The organism is Alistipes sp. dk3624 (assembly GCF_009557455.1).
Taxonomy (GTDB): Bacteria; Bacteroidota; Bacteroidia; order Bacteroidales; family Rikenellaceae; genus Alistipes_A; species Alistipes_A hominis.
On the sequence record NZ_CP045651.1, the window covers coordinates 365,849 to 383,238 of the forward strand.

The 17,390-nt window shown below is 53.4% G+C and carries 12 protein-coding genes; 9 read left to right on the forward strand and 3 right to left on the reverse strand.

Annotated features, from left to right (window positions below; translation table 11 throughout):
* Window positions 1-92 precede the first annotated feature (92 nt).
* Window positions 93-953: a formyltetrahydrofolate deformylase gene (purU, locus tag GFH31_RS01670; protein WP_055205943.1), complete on the forward strand. Its 861-nt coding sequence runs from the start codon at window positions 93-95 to the stop codon at window positions 951-953.
* A gap of 69 nt (window positions 954-1,022) precedes the next feature.
* Here the strand turns inward: purU and purT are convergent, their stop codons facing one another.
* Window positions 1,023-2,216 (reverse strand): formate-dependent phosphoribosylglycinamide formyltransferase, encoded by a 1,194-nt coding sequence (gene purT / locus GFH31_RS01675; RefSeq protein WP_101573267.1) that lies wholly within the window; start codon window positions 2,214-2,216, stop codon window positions 1,023-1,025.
* Between the two features lie 111 nt (window positions 2,217-2,327).
* Between purT and GFH31_RS01680 the strand changes: the two genes are divergently transcribed.
* From GFH31_RS01680 to GFH31_RS01690, 3 genes are all read left to right on the forward strand, one after another.
* Window positions 2,328-3,410: a Wzz/FepE/Etk N-terminal domain-containing protein gene (locus GFH31_RS01680; RefSeq protein ID WP_118457244.1), complete on the forward strand. Its 1,083-nt coding sequence runs from the start codon at window positions 2,328-2,330 to the stop codon at window positions 3,408-3,410.
* Between the two features lie 130 nt (window positions 3,411-3,540).
* On the forward strand, window positions 3,541-4,035 hold the full coding sequence (locus GFH31_RS01685) for a DUF4251 domain-containing protein (RefSeq protein WP_101573271.1): 495 nt from the start codon (window positions 3,541-3,543) through the stop codon (window positions 4,033-4,035).
* A 246-nt stretch (window positions 4,036-4,281) separates the two neighbouring features.
* Entirely contained in the window at window positions 4,282-4,797 is a 516-nt protein-coding gene (locus GFH31_RS01690) for a DUF4251 domain-containing protein (protein ID WP_101573273.1), read from the forward strand.
* Window positions 4,798-4,799: 2 nt separating this feature from the next.
* Here GFH31_RS01690 and GFH31_RS01695 read toward each other — a convergent pair whose 3' ends face one another.
* Complete coding sequence (locus GFH31_RS01695; RefSeq protein ID WP_118457242.1) at window positions 4,800-6,110, reverse strand: sensor histidine kinase; 1,311 nt, start codon at window positions 6,108-6,110, stop codon at window positions 4,800-4,802.
* Window positions 6,111-6,114: 4 nt separating this feature from the next.
* Window positions 6,115-7,470, reverse strand: a complete 1,356-nt coding sequence (locus GFH31_RS01700) for a sigma-54-dependent transcriptional regulator (RefSeq protein WP_153498391.1) — start codon at window positions 7,468-7,470, stop codon at window positions 6,115-6,117.
* 211 nt (window positions 7,471-7,681) lie between these two features.
* On the opposite strand from GFH31_RS01700, the gene GFH31_RS01705 reads away from it, so the two are divergent.
* Genes GFH31_RS01705 through GFH31_RS01725 form a run of 5 tightly spaced genes read left to right on the forward strand, consistent with a single transcriptional unit; the run spans window position 7,682 to window position 17,367 of the window.
* The gene (locus GFH31_RS01705) at window positions 7,682-9,007 is read left to right on the forward strand and encodes a TolC family protein (protein WP_118457238.1); all 1,326 of its coding nucleotides are present in this window, start codon (window positions 7,682-7,684) and stop codon (window positions 9,005-9,007) included.
* A 42-nt stretch (window positions 9,008-9,049) separates the two neighbouring features.
* Window positions 9,050-10,297: an efflux RND transporter periplasmic adaptor subunit gene (locus tag GFH31_RS01710; RefSeq protein ID WP_153498390.1), complete on the forward strand. Its 1,248-nt coding sequence runs from the start codon at window positions 9,050-9,052 to the stop codon at window positions 10,295-10,297.
* A 42-nt stretch (window positions 10,298-10,339) separates the two neighbouring features.
* A complete protein-coding gene (locus GFH31_RS01715) occupies window positions 10,340-12,667 on the forward strand; it encodes an ABC transporter permease (RefSeq protein ID WP_153498389.1) in 2,328 nt (775 codons plus the stop codon).
* 29 nt (window positions 12,668-12,696) lie between these two features.
* On the forward strand, window positions 12,697-15,021 hold the full coding sequence (locus GFH31_RS01720) for an ABC transporter permease (RefSeq protein WP_118656908.1): 2,325 nt from the start codon (window positions 12,697-12,699) through the stop codon (window positions 15,019-15,021).
* 21 nt (window positions 15,022-15,042) lie between these two features.
* A complete protein-coding gene (locus GFH31_RS01725; RefSeq protein WP_153498388.1) occupies window positions 15,043-17,367 on the forward strand; it encodes an ABC transporter permease in 2,325 nt (774 codons plus the stop codon).
* Window positions 17,368-17,390: the final 23 nt, after the last annotated feature.

Here is a 17,390-nt window from a genome sequence, read left to right on the forward strand (position 1 = left end):
GCGTACGACCCGCAGCAATTCGGCCCGACAATGCCGGATTTCATGAAAAAATCGCTAATTTTGGACGCTAAATCAACGAAGAGAAGACGACCATGAAAGAGGAAGCAGCCCAACTACTACTGTATTGCCCTGACAAACAGGGTATTTTGGCAGAAGTTACGGACTTTATCACGGTAAACAAAGGCAATATCATTTACCTCGACCAATACGTAGACCATGCCGAAAACGTGTTTTTCATGCGTATAAGCTGGGATCTGGACGGTTTTCTGATTCCGAAAGAGAAGATCGAGGACTATTTTAATACGCTCTATGCGCAAAAATACCAGATGACCTTCCGGCTCTATTTTTCGGGCACGAAGCCGAAGATGGCGATCTTCGTTTCGAAAATGTCGCACTGCCTGTACGATATGCTCGCCCGCTACACGGCCGGAGAGTGGAACGTAGAGATCCCGCTGATTATCAGCAATCACCCCGAACTGGAACACATCGGCCGACGTTTCGATATCCCGTTCTACGTTTTCCCGATCAACAAGGAGAACAAGGAGGAGCAGGAACGCGCCGAAATGGAGCTGCTGGCCAAACATCAGGTCAACTTCATCGTGCTGGCGCGTTACATGCAGATCATTTCGGAACGGATGATCGAAGCCTTCCCGAACCGGATCATCAATATCCACCATTCGTTTCTGCCTGCGTTTATCGGGGCGAAACCGTATCATGCGGCTTTCGAACGCGGCGTAAAGATCATCGGGGCGACCAGCCACTATGTCACTACCGAACTGGACGCCGGCCCGATCATCGAACAGGAGATCGTTCGCATCACGCACAAGGATACGATCGCCGATCTGGTCAACAAAGGGAAAGATCTCGAAAAGATCGTCCTGTCGAGGGCCGTCCAAAAGCACATCGAACGCAAAGTGCTGGTCTACAAAAATAAAACCGTTATATTCAACTGATCGGTTCCGACCGACGAAAAGCGGCGCATCCTTTCGGATACGCCGCTTTTTTATCGTCTTCTCTTTGAATTATTCCCTGTCGAATACGTTGATTTGCAGTTTGGCATAGGCACGGGCCGTTTTTTCGCGCGCTTCCTCGACGGTTTTGCCCCGCGCCAGCAACACCGCCATGCGCCGGCGCCCGTCGATTTCGGATTTGCCGAAAATACGCATCTGGGTGTCAGGTTCCGACAGCACGTTTTCGAGGTTCGCAAACTCCATCCGGTTGCTATCTCCCTCGACTACGACGGCACGGGAAGCCGACGGACCGTGAAACGCGATATTCGGCACGGGAAGCCCCAGGATCGCCCGTACATGCAGCGCAAACTCGGAGAGATCCTGCGAAATCATCGTTACCATTCCCGTATCGTGCGGCCGGGGCGATACTTCGCTGAAGATCACCCGGTCGCCCTGCACGAAAAGTTCCACGCCGAAAAGGCCCCGTCCGCCCAATGCGTCGGTAATCCGGCGGGCGATCTCTTCGGCCTGCTTCCTTACGGCGGCCGTCATCGGCTGCGGCTGCCACGACTCTCGGTAGTCGCCGTCCTGTTGATAGTGCCCGATCGGCTCGAGAAAAGAAGTTCCCCCGCAATGGCGCACCGTCAGCAGCGTAATCTCGTAATCGAACTTTACGAATCCCTCGACGATCACTTTCCCGGCTCCCGCCCGGCCGCCCCGCTGCGCATTGCGCCAACCGCAATCGATATCCTCTTCGCTGCGGACGACGCTCTGCCCGTGTCCGGACGAACTCATGATCGGCTTGACCACGCACGGAAAGCCGATCTCGCCGACAGCCTGCGCGAACTCTTCGCGGGTCGCCGCGAAACGATACGGCGAAGTCGGCAACCGCAGGGTCTCGGCGGCAAGCCGGCGAATCCCCTCCCGGTCCATCGTCAGCATCGCGGCCCGCGCGGTGGGCACCACGCGGTAGCCTTCCTTTTCCAATTCGAGCAGCACGTCGGTCGCAACGGCTTCGATCTCCGGAATGATATAATCCGGCTTCTCTCGCTCGACGATCTCCCGCAACCGGGCCCCGTCCAGCATCGAAACCACGTACGACCGGTGCGCGACCTGCATGGCCGGCGCGTCCGGATAGCGATCAAGCGCCACGACTTCCACCCCGTAACGTTGCAGTTCGACGGCAACCTCTTTGCCCAGTTCTCCCGACCCGCAAAGCAACGCTTTTTTACCGATCGGCGACAACGTCGTTCCAATACTTACCATGTCATTCCTTTTTGGGAGCAAAGGTAATAAAATACCTTCGAAACGAATCGGCGGATTTCGGATACCGATATAATTCTTATATTTGCATTCGGAATCGATTCAATCTAATTTATGGAAGAAACACAATCATCCGGTACGACCGCGGAAGAGATCGACCTGCTCGATTTGATGAAAAAAATCTGGGCTCGGCGGATATTCGTCCTGAAGGCCGCCGGCATCGGCGCGATCGCAGGACTGATTATCGCATTCAGCATCCCGAAAGAGTACACGACGACCGTAAAAATGGCCCCCGAAGGAATCAACGCGACCAAAGGCGGGGGGATGGCGGATTTGGCAGCTCTGGCCGGTTTCGACCTGAGTTCCGGAAGCGGCAACAATGTGGACGGGATCAACCTGATGCTGTATCCCGACGTCGTCAACAGCACCCCTTTTATGGTGGATCTGAGTCAGATTCCCGTACAGGGAAAGAAAATGCCGGCAACGATGTCGCTCTACGATTACGTCGACACCCAATTATCTTCGCCCTGGTGGAAGTACCTGTTGGCCGTACCGGGAAAAATCATCGGATGGATTTCTTTTGCGGAAAAAGAAGAAGAAGCAAACGGCATAAATCCCTACGCGCTCACCCAACAGCAAAGCGAAGTGCTGAAAAAACAGAATGAGCGGATCAATATTTCGGTCGACAAAAAAACGGGGGTCATAACCGCTTCGGCGACCATGCAGGATCCGTTGGTGACAGCCGCCGTCGCCGACTCGATGGTCAACAAACTACAGGAATACATCCTGACGTACCGCACCGAAAAAGCCGTGCGCGACCTCGCCTTCACCCGAAACCTTTTCGACGAGGCGAAACAGAAATATTACGACGCGCAGCGCAAATACGCGATTGCGGCCGACGCCAACAAACACATCGCCAAACAGACGGCACAGGTGGAACTCGATCGTTTACAGAACGAACAACAACTGGCTTTCGGCGTTTACAACCAACTGGCCCAGCAACTCGAAACGGCCAAAATCAAGGTGCAAGAGCAAACCCCCTGCGTAACGATCATCGAACCGGCGACCGTTCCGGTGAAAAAATCGAACACCAGCAAGGTAATCATTCTGATCGCATTCGTATTTCTGGGAGCCTGTGCGGGGATCGGAAAAATTCTTGTCAAAGATCTTTTCCTAAAAAAGACGACGCAGGCATAATTATTCTTCCCGACTACGAAAACTCCGGCACGAACTTGCCGGAGTTTTTTATTTTTCCGGGATTTTACTTTTAAATCGTCAAAATTTATTATAACTTGCAGTATAATACAGAAATTTAAAATCCGATCTTATGAAACGTTTTTTTGCATTATCTCTCATGTTGTTGCTGTGCGCGCCGGGGGCGTTCGCACAATCGGCCGACGATCTGATGGTAGAACAGGCTGTAAACCAACTTATCAGTAGAAAAACAATCACTTTCGTAGCGAACCGAATCCTGACCTCGGGAGGCAACCAATCCATGCTGACTCAATTGAACTCCATGACCGTAAACAAGGATTCGCTGACCGTTTCTCTACCCTATATCGGCAAAGAAGGATCGAGCGGCAATACGGGCGGCAATCCGCTGCAATTCACGACTACGGATTTTACCTACAAAGTAGAGGTGACCAAAAAGAAGGATAAAATCATTACGATGGAGGTGAAATCGCCCGGAAGCGACCGGTTCACGTTCATGTTGACGATCAGCAAAGGCATCATGGCCAAACTGACGATAACGAGTTCGTCGCGTTCTCCGATGAATTTTTCGGGATACATTCAAGAGCCGGGAACCATGGTCGGGGAATAGCCCGTCGGTTCCGCATCCACACAACGACGGGGGCATTCGGAAAATGCCCCCGTTTTTTACTGACTGCGACAGATCTTTCGACTCTCTTTTCATAGCGACGTTACCCGAATTACGGGAAGACCTACCCCGATTACGGTTTGATGGGTTCCGCTTATTCAACTTACCGGCAAAATGTTTTACTTTACAACGAGAAATAAAACAAAATCCAAAACTGTTTTAATTTTAACGACTTAAAATCAACCGGCTATGAAAAAACTATTCCTGTTACTCGCCCTCTCGTTTTGGGCCGCAGGTCTTTCCGCACAGAAAAAGCAGTCGGCGGAAGACGTCAAAATCATGCAGGCCATCAACCAACTGATCAGCACGAAAGCCTTCACATTTCACGCCAACAAGATTCTGTCTTCCAACGCTGCGAACCAAGCGTCTTTCCTGACGCATATGAACACGTTGCAGGTAACCAAAGATTCGGTAGTCGTCCGGTTGCCTTACGTCGGACAGGCTTTCACCTCCTCCGATTTCGGGAACAACAAAAATCCGTTGAGTTTCACTTCCAAAGATTTCACCTACGACCTGCAAAGCAACAAGCGGGGCGACCGCATCATTACGATGGACGTGAAATCGCCTCACGGGTCGGATCGGCTCACCTTTACGATCGTCGTAGGCCAAGGTATCAATGCCAAGCTGATCGTCAATCAGATCAGCCGTTCGACCATGCAATTTTCCGGTTATATTCAGGGAAACGAGACGCCTGAAAACAACTGAAACTAACTGAATAACAATTTAAAGGTCGTTTCGCCGGGACGGGAGCATTTCAACGAGATGCTCCCGTTGTGCAGGCGCATGATCTGTCGCGACACGCTCAAACCGATCCCCGACCCGTTTTCTTTCGTCGTAAAGAACGGCATGAAAATGTTGGCCGCGACTTCGGGCGGGATACCGCATCCGTTGTCCGTCACCGAAAGCGTGATTTCGCCGGATTCGCTGCCCGTCGCCGCAATCCGGATCGTCCCGTCCGTCCGGCCTTGCAAAGCGTGAACCGCATTTTTCAGCAGGTTCAGCACGACCTGCCCGATCATATCCTCGTCGGCATACAACAGCAGCTCTTCAGGCTCTACCCCGATACGTATATCGAGTGCCCGGTCGGCCGTATCATGGCGGATCAGCGTAACGATGCGTTCCAAAAAAGGCAGGACGTAAAACGACCGGAGCCGCGGCGCCGGAATCCGAGTCACACGCCGATAAGACTCCACGAACCCGATCAATCCTTTGCCGGTTGAACCGATCGCTTCGATCCCTTCCCGCACCTTCTCGTTCATCGAACCTTCCATTTTCAGCAACGTATCGCTCAAGGAGGTGATCGGCGTAATGGAATTCATGATTTCGTGGGTCAGCACCCGGATCAGCCGTATCCACGATTCGGTCTCTTTTTCGTCCAGTTCGTTGTTGATGTCGTTGACCGCCACGATCCGAAGCGACATATCACGCACCTTCATCGCCGAGACGTTGATCGCAAGATGGACGACGCCGCGTTCGTTGGAAAAAGAAGTTTGTTTTTTCTCCCCGGCTTTCAGGTTGAAAAACAAATCGCGTAGCGAACCGTCGATCACCGCCAGCCGGTTAACGTGGTTCAGTCGCGGCAATCCGAACAACTGTAAAGCGGCCTGATTGATCTGATAAACGTTCCCCGCATCGTTAATAACGATCACCCCCGTATGAATGCTGTTCATTATCAGCTCGTAGTACTTTTCCTGTTCGACGGCCTGCGTGCGGGCCTTCACCAGAATATTCTTGATCCGGTTCAGCGAAAGGTTCAGCAAGTTGTCGCTGACCGGCCCTTCGTACTCGGTAAACTTAAAGGCATAGTCGCCGTTTTCGATGGAATTGAACATGAAGGTCATTTTACGGATACTCTGAAAATGAAAACGGAACAGTCCGGCGATTCCCCAAACCAACAACGCGAAGCCCAGCAACAGCATGAAAAATTTCCCGGACAGAATGCCCAGGGTAATCAGCGCGGCCGATCCCAACAGCAGTACCAACAATCCGCAGAGTTTATAAACCGAGCCTTTGAACATACCGTTACAGTTCGTATTTCTTAATCTTGTTGTATAGCGTCTGGCGGGTAATCCCCAACTGAGCCGCGACGGCGGACATGTTGCCGTCGTTTATCCGGATGGCCCGGACGATCATGTCCCGTTCCATCTGCTCCAGAGTCGAAACGGCAGGCTGAGCGGCCGAAACCTGCGGCGATGCCATCAGCAGATTGTCCTCCGCGATATTTTCCGTTTCGCAGACGATCACCGCTTTTTCAACGGTATGCTGCAATTCTCGGATATTTCCGGGCCATGGATAGTCCCTCAGTTTCTTCTGGGCGCCGGTGTCGATTCCGAGCCCCTGTTTGTGATATTTCGCCGCATACCTCGACAGAAACATTTCGGCGAGCGGCAGGATATCTTCTTTTCGTTCGCGCAGCGACGGGATCTCGATATGAATCGTATTGATCCGGTACAACAGGTCTTCGCGGAACTGCTTCTGCGTCACCATTTCCGGCAGGTTTCGATTCGTCGCGCAGATCAGGCGGATGTCGGTCGGGACAGACAGGTTGCTTCCGACCCGGACGATGCTGCGACTCTGGATGGCCGACAACAGTTTCGCCTGCAAATGGTACGATAGGTTGCCGATCTCGTCCAGAAACAGCGTTCCGCCCCGCGCAATTTCGAATTTGCCGATCCGATCGGTGCGGGCGTCGGTAAAAGCGCCTTTGACATGACCGAACAACTCGCTTTCGAACAGCGATTCGGTCAGCGCGCCCATATCGACCGTGACCATCAATTCGGCGGCCCGCGAGGAGAGGCGGTGTATTTCACGCGCCAACACCTCTTTCCCGGTCCCGTTCTCCCCGGTTATCAGGACATTGGCATCGGTCACCGCCACTTTGTCCACCAGCAAGCGAACCTGTCGCATAGACTGCGAAGCGCCCCAGAACATCGGTGCTGCGGAAGAGAGTTCCTGCCGCATTCCTTTCAGAAATTTGACTTCTTTTTTCGATTTTCCGAGGTTGTAGGCCGAAAGCAGCGTGGCGATCAGCTTGTCGTTTTCCCAGGGCTTTACGACAAAATCGGCAGCGCCTTCCTTGATTGCACGGACAGCCAGGTCGATATCGGCGTAAGCTGTAAACACGACGACTTGGATGTTGGCATCCGCCTTTTTGATCTGCGACAACCAGTAGATCCCTTCGTTCCCGGTATTGATTCCGGCCGAGAAATTCATATCCAGCAGCACCACGTCCACGCGTTCGTTCCACAACGTCCCGGCGATCCGATTCGGCGAGGAAATCAGGATTACTTTGTCAAAATACTTATCGAGCAATAATCCGAGCGCCTTCAGTATGCCCTTGTTATCGTCGACGACCAATACCGTCCCCTGCTTAACCATGAAATACGGATTTTTTTTAATCGATCTCTAAAGATAAAGCAATATTTCCGGTTTCCGACAGGATTTGTCAAGAAAAAAGACATCCGTGTAAAATAAATAGACACACAAACAAAAGTAGACACCGGACAAAAACCTGACAAACAAACGGTTTCGGGGAAAGGTACGATTTTGGTATTTTATTATATAATAAAACACACAAACCAAACGGCCGATGAAAAAATCGCTTTTTACCATTATACTGTCTGTTTTCTTTACATATTCGTTCGCGCAGGGAGAAACATGGTCGCTGGAGCGCTGCATGCAATATGCCATCGCGAACAGCCCGAGCGCCAAACGGCAGCAATACAGCAACGACAATTACAAACAGGACTATATCAACGCCATTGCGAACATGCTGCCGTCGATCAGCGGCAGCGTGAGCGCTACGCCCAATTTCGGCCGTTCGATCAACGACGACAACGTCTACGTCAACAACTCTTCGTTTAACAATGCCTATTCGCTCTCGGCGTCGATGCCGATCTTCAACGGATTCGCCACGATCAACGCCGTCCGGTCGAGCAAGATCGGACGGCTACTGGGCAAGGAGTATCAACAACAGGTACACGACGATATCTCGCTGTCGGTGATGGAACGCTATTTCAACGTGATTCTTTACATGGGACTGGTCACCATTGCGGAAGAACAACTGCAGGAGAGCGGCCAAAACCTGTTCAAAGCGCGCGAACTCGAAAAGCTCGGACTGCGAAGCAGCGCCGACGTAGCGCAGGTCGAAGCGCAGGTAGCCACGAACGACGCCAACCTGATCAACCAGCAGAATAACCTGACCAACGCATGGACATTGCTGAAAAACGTCATGAACTACCCCCTGGAAGACTCGCTACGAATCGACACGGCGATCAACATGATCGACGACGTTCCGCAGGAATCCGCAAGCGAAGTGTTCGTCACGGCGCGAACTCTGCATCCGTCGATCCGGATAGCGGACTATCAACTCCGGCAAAGTAAGCTGAACTATGCCATGAGCCGGGGACGCCTCTTGCCGTCGGTCAGCCTGTCGGCCGAGTACCATACCAATTATTATAGCGATAAACAGTCCACTCCGGCGCCGTTCAGCTACCAGTTCCGAAACAAAAGAGGCGGATACATTTCGGCGACGCTGAGCATCCCCATTTTCAACGGTCTGGCGCGGCGTACCAACGTCAACCGGAACCTGAACAATCTTCGCATCACCGAACAAAACAACGCGGAAACGCTGCGTGCGCTGCAAAGTTCGATCAAGCAAGCCGTAGACCGCTGCAACGGACTCGCCAAGGAGTACCTGCAAGCCGCCAAACAGGTCAGCGCGACCACGCTGGCGCACCGGGCCGTCCAGCGTAAATACGACGAAGGACTGCTCAGTTCGCTCGAACTGCAAACCAGCGCCACGCAGGTGCAGCAGGCAAAATCCTACCTGCTGGACGTCAAACTGCAGTACGTCATCCAATACCGGCTGATCCGCTATTACCAGGGAATCCCGCTGATCGAACAGGTTCACTAAACACGCTCCGAAATCGAAAATCAATAAAAACGACAATCATCTATGGACATCCAACTCAAGCAAAAAAAAGGTCTCAAGAAAAAACATATTCCCTACATCCTGGGAGGAGTATTGCTCCTCTTCATCCTGTGGCTGATTCTCGGCGACCACTCTTCGACGCTGGTGATCGACAGCCGCACGATCACCGTCGGGACGGCCAGAAACGACCTTTTCAACGATTATATCCGGGTCAACGGCACCGTGCAGCCGATCACGATCCTGCAACTCTCCCCGCTGGAGGGCGGCGTGGTCGAAAAGCGGAACATCGAAGAGGGCAACACGGTCAAAGAGGGAGACGTGATCCTGACGCTGAGCAACCAAAACCTGAGCGCTTCGGTACTGGAAAGCGAGTCCCAGTTGGCCGACCGGGTGAACGCCCTGCGGAACGCACAGATCCAAATGGAACAGGATCGGCTGAACCAGCAAAAAGAGCAATTCGCGACCGACCTCGACATCCAGCGAAAAAAACGGCAGTACCAACAAAAAGAAAAGCTGTACAACGAAAAGCTGATCGCCAGGGAGGAATACCTGCAAGCCAAAGAAGACTACGAGCTGGTCGAGCGCAGCCGAGAACTGATTATCGAACGCCAGAAGCAGGATTCGCTGGCCCGTGCCGTACAGATCGATCACCTGAAAGAAAACGTTGAGAACATGAACAAAAACATGGAGTTGATCCGCCAGCGGGTGGAAAACCTGAAAGTAAAGTCTCCGATCAACGGCGAACTGGTGCAACTGAACGTCGAACTGGGACAGTCGATCGGCGCGGGTCAAAAAGTCGGGCAAATCAACGACCTTTCCGACTTTAAAATCCAAGCGACGCCCGACGAGCACTACCTCGATAAAGTGCATCCCGGCCTGGACGCCAAATTCGAACGGCAGGGAGTCGAATTCGGTCTGAAAGTCTCGAAGGTCTACCCGGAAGTGCAGGGCGGACAATTCAAGATCGATTTCCATTTCGAAGGCGAGCGCCCCGACAACATCTGGTCGGGACAGACCTATTACATCAACCTCGAACTCGGACAACCCGTCCAAGCGCTGCTGATCCCGCGCGGGGCATTCTACCAGAGCACCGGAGGCAGTTGGATATTCGTCCTGTCGGCAGACGGTAAAAAAGCTTTCCGACGCAAAATCAAGATCGGACGGCAAAATCCGCAGTTCTACGAAGTGACCGAAGGGCTCGACCCGGACGAAAAGGTAATCGTTTCGAGTTACGAAACCTATGGCGACAACGACGTGCTGATCCTTCGATAGCCCCGTCATATTACACAGAAACTGTCAAACCGAAGAATCCGCATGAAGCGACTGATCTACACTTTCCGGTACCTGACCCGAAACCGGGGCAACAACCTGATCCGTATCCTGTCCATGACGCTCGGGCTGGTCGTAGGCGCTATTCTGCTGTCGCAGGTAGCTTTCGACACCTCTTTCGACCGTTTTTATCCGGATGCCGACCGCATTTACCAGGCCCGGTTCGTATGGGTCGGCGAAAATGAAGACGACGTGGCCGACGGGTTGTTCGGAGAGCCCTGGTCCGTTCTGCGCGACGAGCTGCCGAGAACGGTCTCAGGCACGATGTTTTTCCCCCAACGCAATTTACGTCCCTTTTATTACGAGGATCATCCTCACGTTTTCCAAGGACTGTACCACGCCGATTCCGTATTTTTCGATTTTTTCGGAGTGAAACTGACTCAAGGGGATCTCCGCAGCGGATTCCTGAGCGACCGGAATATTTTCCTATCCGGAAGCTGTGCGGAACGGATGTTCGGCGGGCGAAATCCGGTCGGGGAAATCGTCTTTTACGACAAGTCCGCCCCTTACACCGTGGCGGGCGTGTTCGAGGATTTTCCGAAAAACAGCACACTGAGTTTCGATGCGCTGATTCCGCTGAGGAACATCGCCCCGTTCACGGACATCAACGGATGGCGGCCGAATATGAAATGGGGCGGCACCGACTGTTTCAGGGGATACGTAAAACTGGTTCCGGGAGCCAACCCCGATTCGGTCAATGCAGATTTACGGAAAATCTGCAGGAAATACGCAGATACGGACGAGGTCTTTTACAGACTGTATCCGGTAACGCAACTGCACCGGGACAATGCCGACGTCCGTCATCATGTCTTCATCCGGAGCCTGCTGGCTTTCATCGTGCTGCTCGTCGCGGCGATGAATTACGCGCTGGCTTCGATCTCGTCGCTGGCCACCCGCGCCCGGACAATGGCAATGTACAAATGCAACGGCAACACCTCTTCCGGCATTTTCGGCATGATGCTTTCGGAGACCGCGATCCTGATCCTGTTGTCGATGCTGCTGGCCGTTCTTCTCGTTTTTTCATTCAGGCAACCGATCCAGCAAATCATAACCACCCCTTTCAGCGCTATTTTCACGGCCGGCAATCTGACCAAAACGCTGGCAGTCATCATCCCGCTGTTCCTGATCGCCGGCGTCATCCCGGCCAAAATATTCTCGTCGATCCCGGTCGCGCTGGCATTCCGTAACTATGCGCTAAACAAACGGCTGTGGAAACAATTCCTGCTTTTCATCCAGTTCGGATGCGCGGCCCTGATGATCACGTTGCTGGCGATCGTCGTCAGGCAATACCGCCTGGTGCTTCATAAAGATCTGGGGTTCCGTTACGAGAATCTCGTCTTTGTCCGGTTTCCGGGACTCGACCCGGCACAGGCCGACATGCTGAAACACCAGCTCGGGAAGCTCCCGGCCGTGCAGGTTGTGTGTTTCGCGTCGGGTCTGCCCGGATATGAATGTTCGGGAGACAACATCTCGGAAGAGGCCACCGGCAGGGGCGTGCATATTTTCGCCTACGGCGTCGACTCCGACTTTATCCCGGCAATGGAGATCCGGGTGGCATCGGGCCGTAATTTCGGCGCCGACCCGGCCGGCAATGAAATCATTGTCAACGAAGAGTTGGTCGAAAAAATGCAATGGACCGACAGCCCGATCGGGAAAACGGTACTCTTGTTCCAAACTCCGCGCACGATCGTCGGAGTGGTCGAAAACTTCTACAACCAGCCGCTGATCCGGGAACCGAACTCCGTCATACACCCTTCCGTGCTGATGCCGGCGACGGGGAGCCCGATCCTGATCGCAAAACTCGACGGGATTACCCCGGAAAAACTCTCCGAAATTCGCAAACTCCTGACGAATCTGTTCCCCTCGACGGATATTACCGTCGATATCTACCGGGAAGTCATCCGGGCGCAATACGAAAACGAGTTGCACTTTCGCAACACGGTATTCGTCGGCGTGATCGTCACGCTGCTGATCTCGTTGATCGGCTTGGTCGGTTATACGAACAATGAAATCCAGCGCCGCAGCAAGGAAATCGCCATCCGCAAAGTCAACGGAGCGACCGCGAGCAGCATCGTCCGGCTGATCGCCCGCGACCTGCAATGGATCACATTGGCGGCGCTGGTCGCCGGATTCGCGGGAGCGTATTTGATCGGGGGCAACTGGTTGCTTCGATTCGCGACAAAGACGCCGTTGAACATCGGACTGTTCGCCGGATGCGGCTTGACCGTTTGCGCGATCATCGCCGTAACGGTCATCCTAAAAACACGGCGGACAGCCTGCGAAAACCCGGTAAAATCCATTAAAAAAGAATAATCCGAAAAACATCTAAACCCCGAACGATTATGAAAACGCTCTCCTATGCCTTCAAATACCTGCTCAAACTGCGTGGAAACAATGTAATCAAGCTGATATCCATCACAATGGGGTTGTTTCTCGGATGGGTGTTCCTGGCAAAAATCGTCTATGTGGAATCTTACAACAAATCGTTCCCCGACGCAGAACGGATCTACCGTGTGGACGAACGTGTAACCCTGCCCGACCGGGAGATCAGGGCCGGATACATATCGGCGCCCGTCGCCCCGGCCCTGAAAGACGAATTCCCGGAAATCGAAACCGCTACGGTCATCTGCCGGCATTTCCCTTTGCTGACACACGGCGAACATCCTTTCGAGATAAACATAGCCTGTACAGACACGGCGTTTTTCGACTTGTTCAGTATCGAAGTCCTGTCCGGCGATCCGGAGCAGGCTCTTCAGGATCCGGACAACCTGTTCCTTTCCCGAAAAACGGCGCGACGGATCTTCGGCGAAGCCGACCCGATCGGACAAATGCTGGAGGAAGCGACCGGAACCCATTACCGGGTAGCCGGGATATTCGAGGATCTGCCGGATAATACGGATGTAAGATGTGAAGGAATCGTTTCGTTCGACAACGTAAAAAAAATGCGCCGGAATTCGGGATGGGGCGGCGGAGACAGTTATACGGGGTACGTAAGGCTCGTTCCCCAAGCCGTTCCCGATTCGATAGAACCGCGGATCATGGACGTACTGCAAAAGTATTACGATTATGCCGGCGATGCCGCGCAAGGGTTCAAGATCGAATATTTTTTCAATCCGATGACCGACATTTACGCGCAACAACCCGACGTTAAAAACGCAACGCAACTGCTGATCCTGCTCGCCGTTGCGATCCTGTTCGTATCGGCGCTGAATTACGTCCTGTCGAACTTTTCTTCCCTCCCGGAACGAGGCCGGACCATGGCGATGCACAAATGTAACGGAGCCCGCAAATCGGACATCTTCAGCATCATGATGAGCGAAACGTCCCTATTGATCCTGATTTCGTTCCTGTTCGTCATCGCTTTGCTGTTCGGTTTGCGGGACACCATCCAGAAAATGGTCGGAGCGACTCCGAAAATGCTTTTCTCCGGATATAATCTCAGGTATATCATCCCGATAGTCGCCGGAGTATTCCTGCTGGCAGGGCTGGTACCGGCGAATCTGCTCGCAAGAATTCCCGTCACGACCGCCTACCGGCGCTATTCGCCGAGCAACCGGTTGTGGAAGCAGGCATTACTGCTGATCCAGTTTACTGCGGTAACACTGCTGATTTCGCTGCTGGTCACGGTGGCCAGGCAATACGACCTGATGCTGCGGGAAAATCCGGGATACAATACGAAAAACATGCTTCATACCGAGGCTCTGGCGGGCAGAAACATCCAACAGTACGAAACCGCCAGGCAGGAATTGTTGTCGCTGCCTTTCGTGACCGGAATCGGAGCGGGATGCCACCCGCTCGAAGGAGGGTATTCCGGAAACCCTGTTCAGGACGATCAGAAAAACAATCTCTTCGTCACGCGTCTTGACGTGATTTCACCGGACTACATACCCACGATGGGTATCCAACTGAAGCAAGGCGAAAACTTTGAAAATATGCCCACCGAGGGACAGGTGATCGTCAACGAAGAGTTCGTGCGAAAAATGGGCTGGCAGGGCAATCCGGTCGGGAACAGTTTTTTCTTCGGCAGCCCGACCCCTTGCACCGTCATCGGCGTGGTCCGGGATTTCCGGACGTCGACACTGCGCGCCGGCATCGAACCGCTGGCCCTGTTCTGTATGAACGACCAGAACGGCATAGAAGACATTCAGATCCGCGTCGATGCGATCACGCCGGAAAATATCGCGTCATTGACCGCAAAGCTGAAAACCCTGGCGCCGGAACAGGATATCCGGATCTGGGCTTACGACGACCTGACGCTCAATGCCTATTACAACGAAAGAATGTTGCGCAACATGATATTCGTCGGCGTATTCATTACGCTGGCAATAAGCCTGATCGGGCTGCTCGGCTTCATCAACGACGAAATCCGCCGCCGCAGCAAGGAGATCGCCATCCGCAAAGTGAACGGAGCGACTCCGGGCAGCGTCGTCCGGCTGATAGCATCCGATCTGAAATACACCGTATGCGCCGGCATCGTAGCGGGGCTCGGCCTGTCCTTCCTGCAAGGCAGACACTGGCTGGAACGCTTCGCCGTTAAAGTACCGCTGAGTTTGTGGATCTACATCGTTTGCGGGATAGCCGTCGCCGGGCTGATCTGTGCAATCACCGTCCTGAAAATCCGCAAAACGGCCAACGAAAACCCGGTCAATTCGATCAAAAAAGAGTAACCTTTCACAATAGATCACCCGATGATTTTTTTTAAAAACTTTCTCTACCTGCTACGGCATCACAAAGCGGCCGCCCTGCTGAACCTCGCAGGACTGACCGTCGCGCTCGCCTCGTTCATGCTAATCGTCATGCAGGTCGACTACGACCTGGGCTATGACCGGCAGTACGAAAACGCCGACCGGATTTTCCGGATCGAACGCAGTTCGGCAGCGGACAACGCCACCGTCTTTTCACCCTGGATCGGCAACGACTTTTCGACCGTCGAACAAATGACCGCATCCGTTCCGGACATCGCAGGGGAAGGCGGACTGAGATGGTTTTCAAACAATGTTTTCGACGAGTCGGAGACACGGTTTCCGATCCGGTGCATACAGGTCACGGAAAACTGGCCGGAGGTATTCGGTTTCCGGTATGTCGGGGGAGATCCGGACAGGCTTTCCGAACCGGGCACAGCCGTCGTTCCGGAAAGTTTTGCAAAAACGGCCTTTCCGGACGGCGACGCCGTCGGCAAAACGCTGATTCCGGAAAATTACGAAAAACCGCTACAAATCGTCGCCGTTTACCGGGATTTTCCGAAGAATTCATCCGTAAAAAACGATGTCTACACGGTTCGTCCGCTCGAAACTACCATCTCCGACATCATGTATTATATCGTGGCGAACGATGCCGGACACAAAGCGAAAATAGAGGCCGATCTGACCCGGAAAATCCGGGAGACCGACGGCGATTCGACGAAACGTATCCGGCTCCATAACCTGCACGACGTATATTATGCGACGGACTGCATCAGCGACTCCCACGAAAAAGGCAGTCGCGCGACCACCTTGTCGCTGATCGCCGCCGCCATTCTGATTCTCGGGATCGCCGCCATCAATTCGGTCAATTTCGCGATCGCACTGATACCGACCCGCGTACGAAGCCTGAACGCTCGTAAGATTTTCGGATGCAAAACTTCCGTATTACGGCGCAATCTGATCGCCGAAACTGTCGGGACAACGCTGGTTGCATTTTTACTGGCGCTGTGCATCGTACAATGGCTGTCTCCGCTGTCGGCGAATCTGCTGAACGGAATCGCTTCGCCGAGCGAGAATCCGGCTGCGATCTGGATCTCGCTGGCCGCCGCTTCGACAACCGGGATACTTTCGGGACTTTACCCGGCTTTTTACAGCACCTCGTTCAATCCGGCCCTCGCGATCCAGGGAAATTTCGGAAATACCCGTACCGGGAAACGGCTGCGCACCGTGCTGATTGCAACACAGTTCATGGTCACTATCGGCTTTATCGCAGCGGCCCTGCTCATTCACCGGCAAGACAGGTTTCTGAAAAGCCACGATCTCGGCTTCCGGCAACAAAACATCCTGATAACGACCGTATCGTCGAAAACGAGCGAACAACCGGACGCATACGCCGGCATGCTGAAAAGCCATCCCGCCATCGCTGACGTCACCTTCTCGTTCGGCCAACTCGTCGACCGCACCCCTCCGATGCGGCTTTCGTCCGTTTACAAAAATCGAACAAGCAAATTCTGCGTCTATTGCGTAGCGTCCAATTTCTTGTCGTTCATGGGAATGGAGATTGCCGAAGGGCGCGACTTCCGGGAAACCGACCGTCTGAAAGAAAACAATACGTTCATTTTCAATCAAACGGCCGAAAGAAAATACGGCATAGAACCGAACAGCACGATCCACGGTTTCACCGCCCGGGACGACATCGCAGGGATTGTCCGGGACTTCAACTACCAGCCGTTGCAATACGCGATCGAACCGGCCGCCTTTTGCCTGTTCGGAATCAATGACTGCATTCCGCTGAACGTCGTTTACGTGAAAGTCAACGGAGGCGATCTGGCGGCCGTCATCGGGCACATCCGGGAAACGGGCGGGAAATTCGACATCCGAAACCGGGCTCAGGACATCGTTTTCATGGATCAAGCGATCGGCAACCTGTATCGGAAAGAAGCCCTTTTTTCGAAACAGATCGCCCTGTTCAGCCTGCTGTCGATCCTCATATCGGTCGTCGGAGTCTTCGGCCTCGTGCTGTTCGACATGCAGTACCGCCGCAAAGAGATCGGGCTGCGGAAAGTACACGGCGCCACCTCAGGAGAAATCCTGCGCATGTTCAATGCCGGATACATACGGATAATTCTGATCTGTTTCGCCGTCGCGACGCCGATAACGTGGTACGCGGGCGACAAGTGGCTGGAACGGTTCGCTTACCGGACTCCGATCGATCCGTGGATATTCGGCACGGCCCTATCGCTCGTGCTGTCGATTACCGTCGCGACCATTTCGCTATTGTGCTACCGTACCGCCCGTGAAAACCCGGCCGACTCGATCCGGAAAGAATAATTATCACAAAACGATACAAAGTC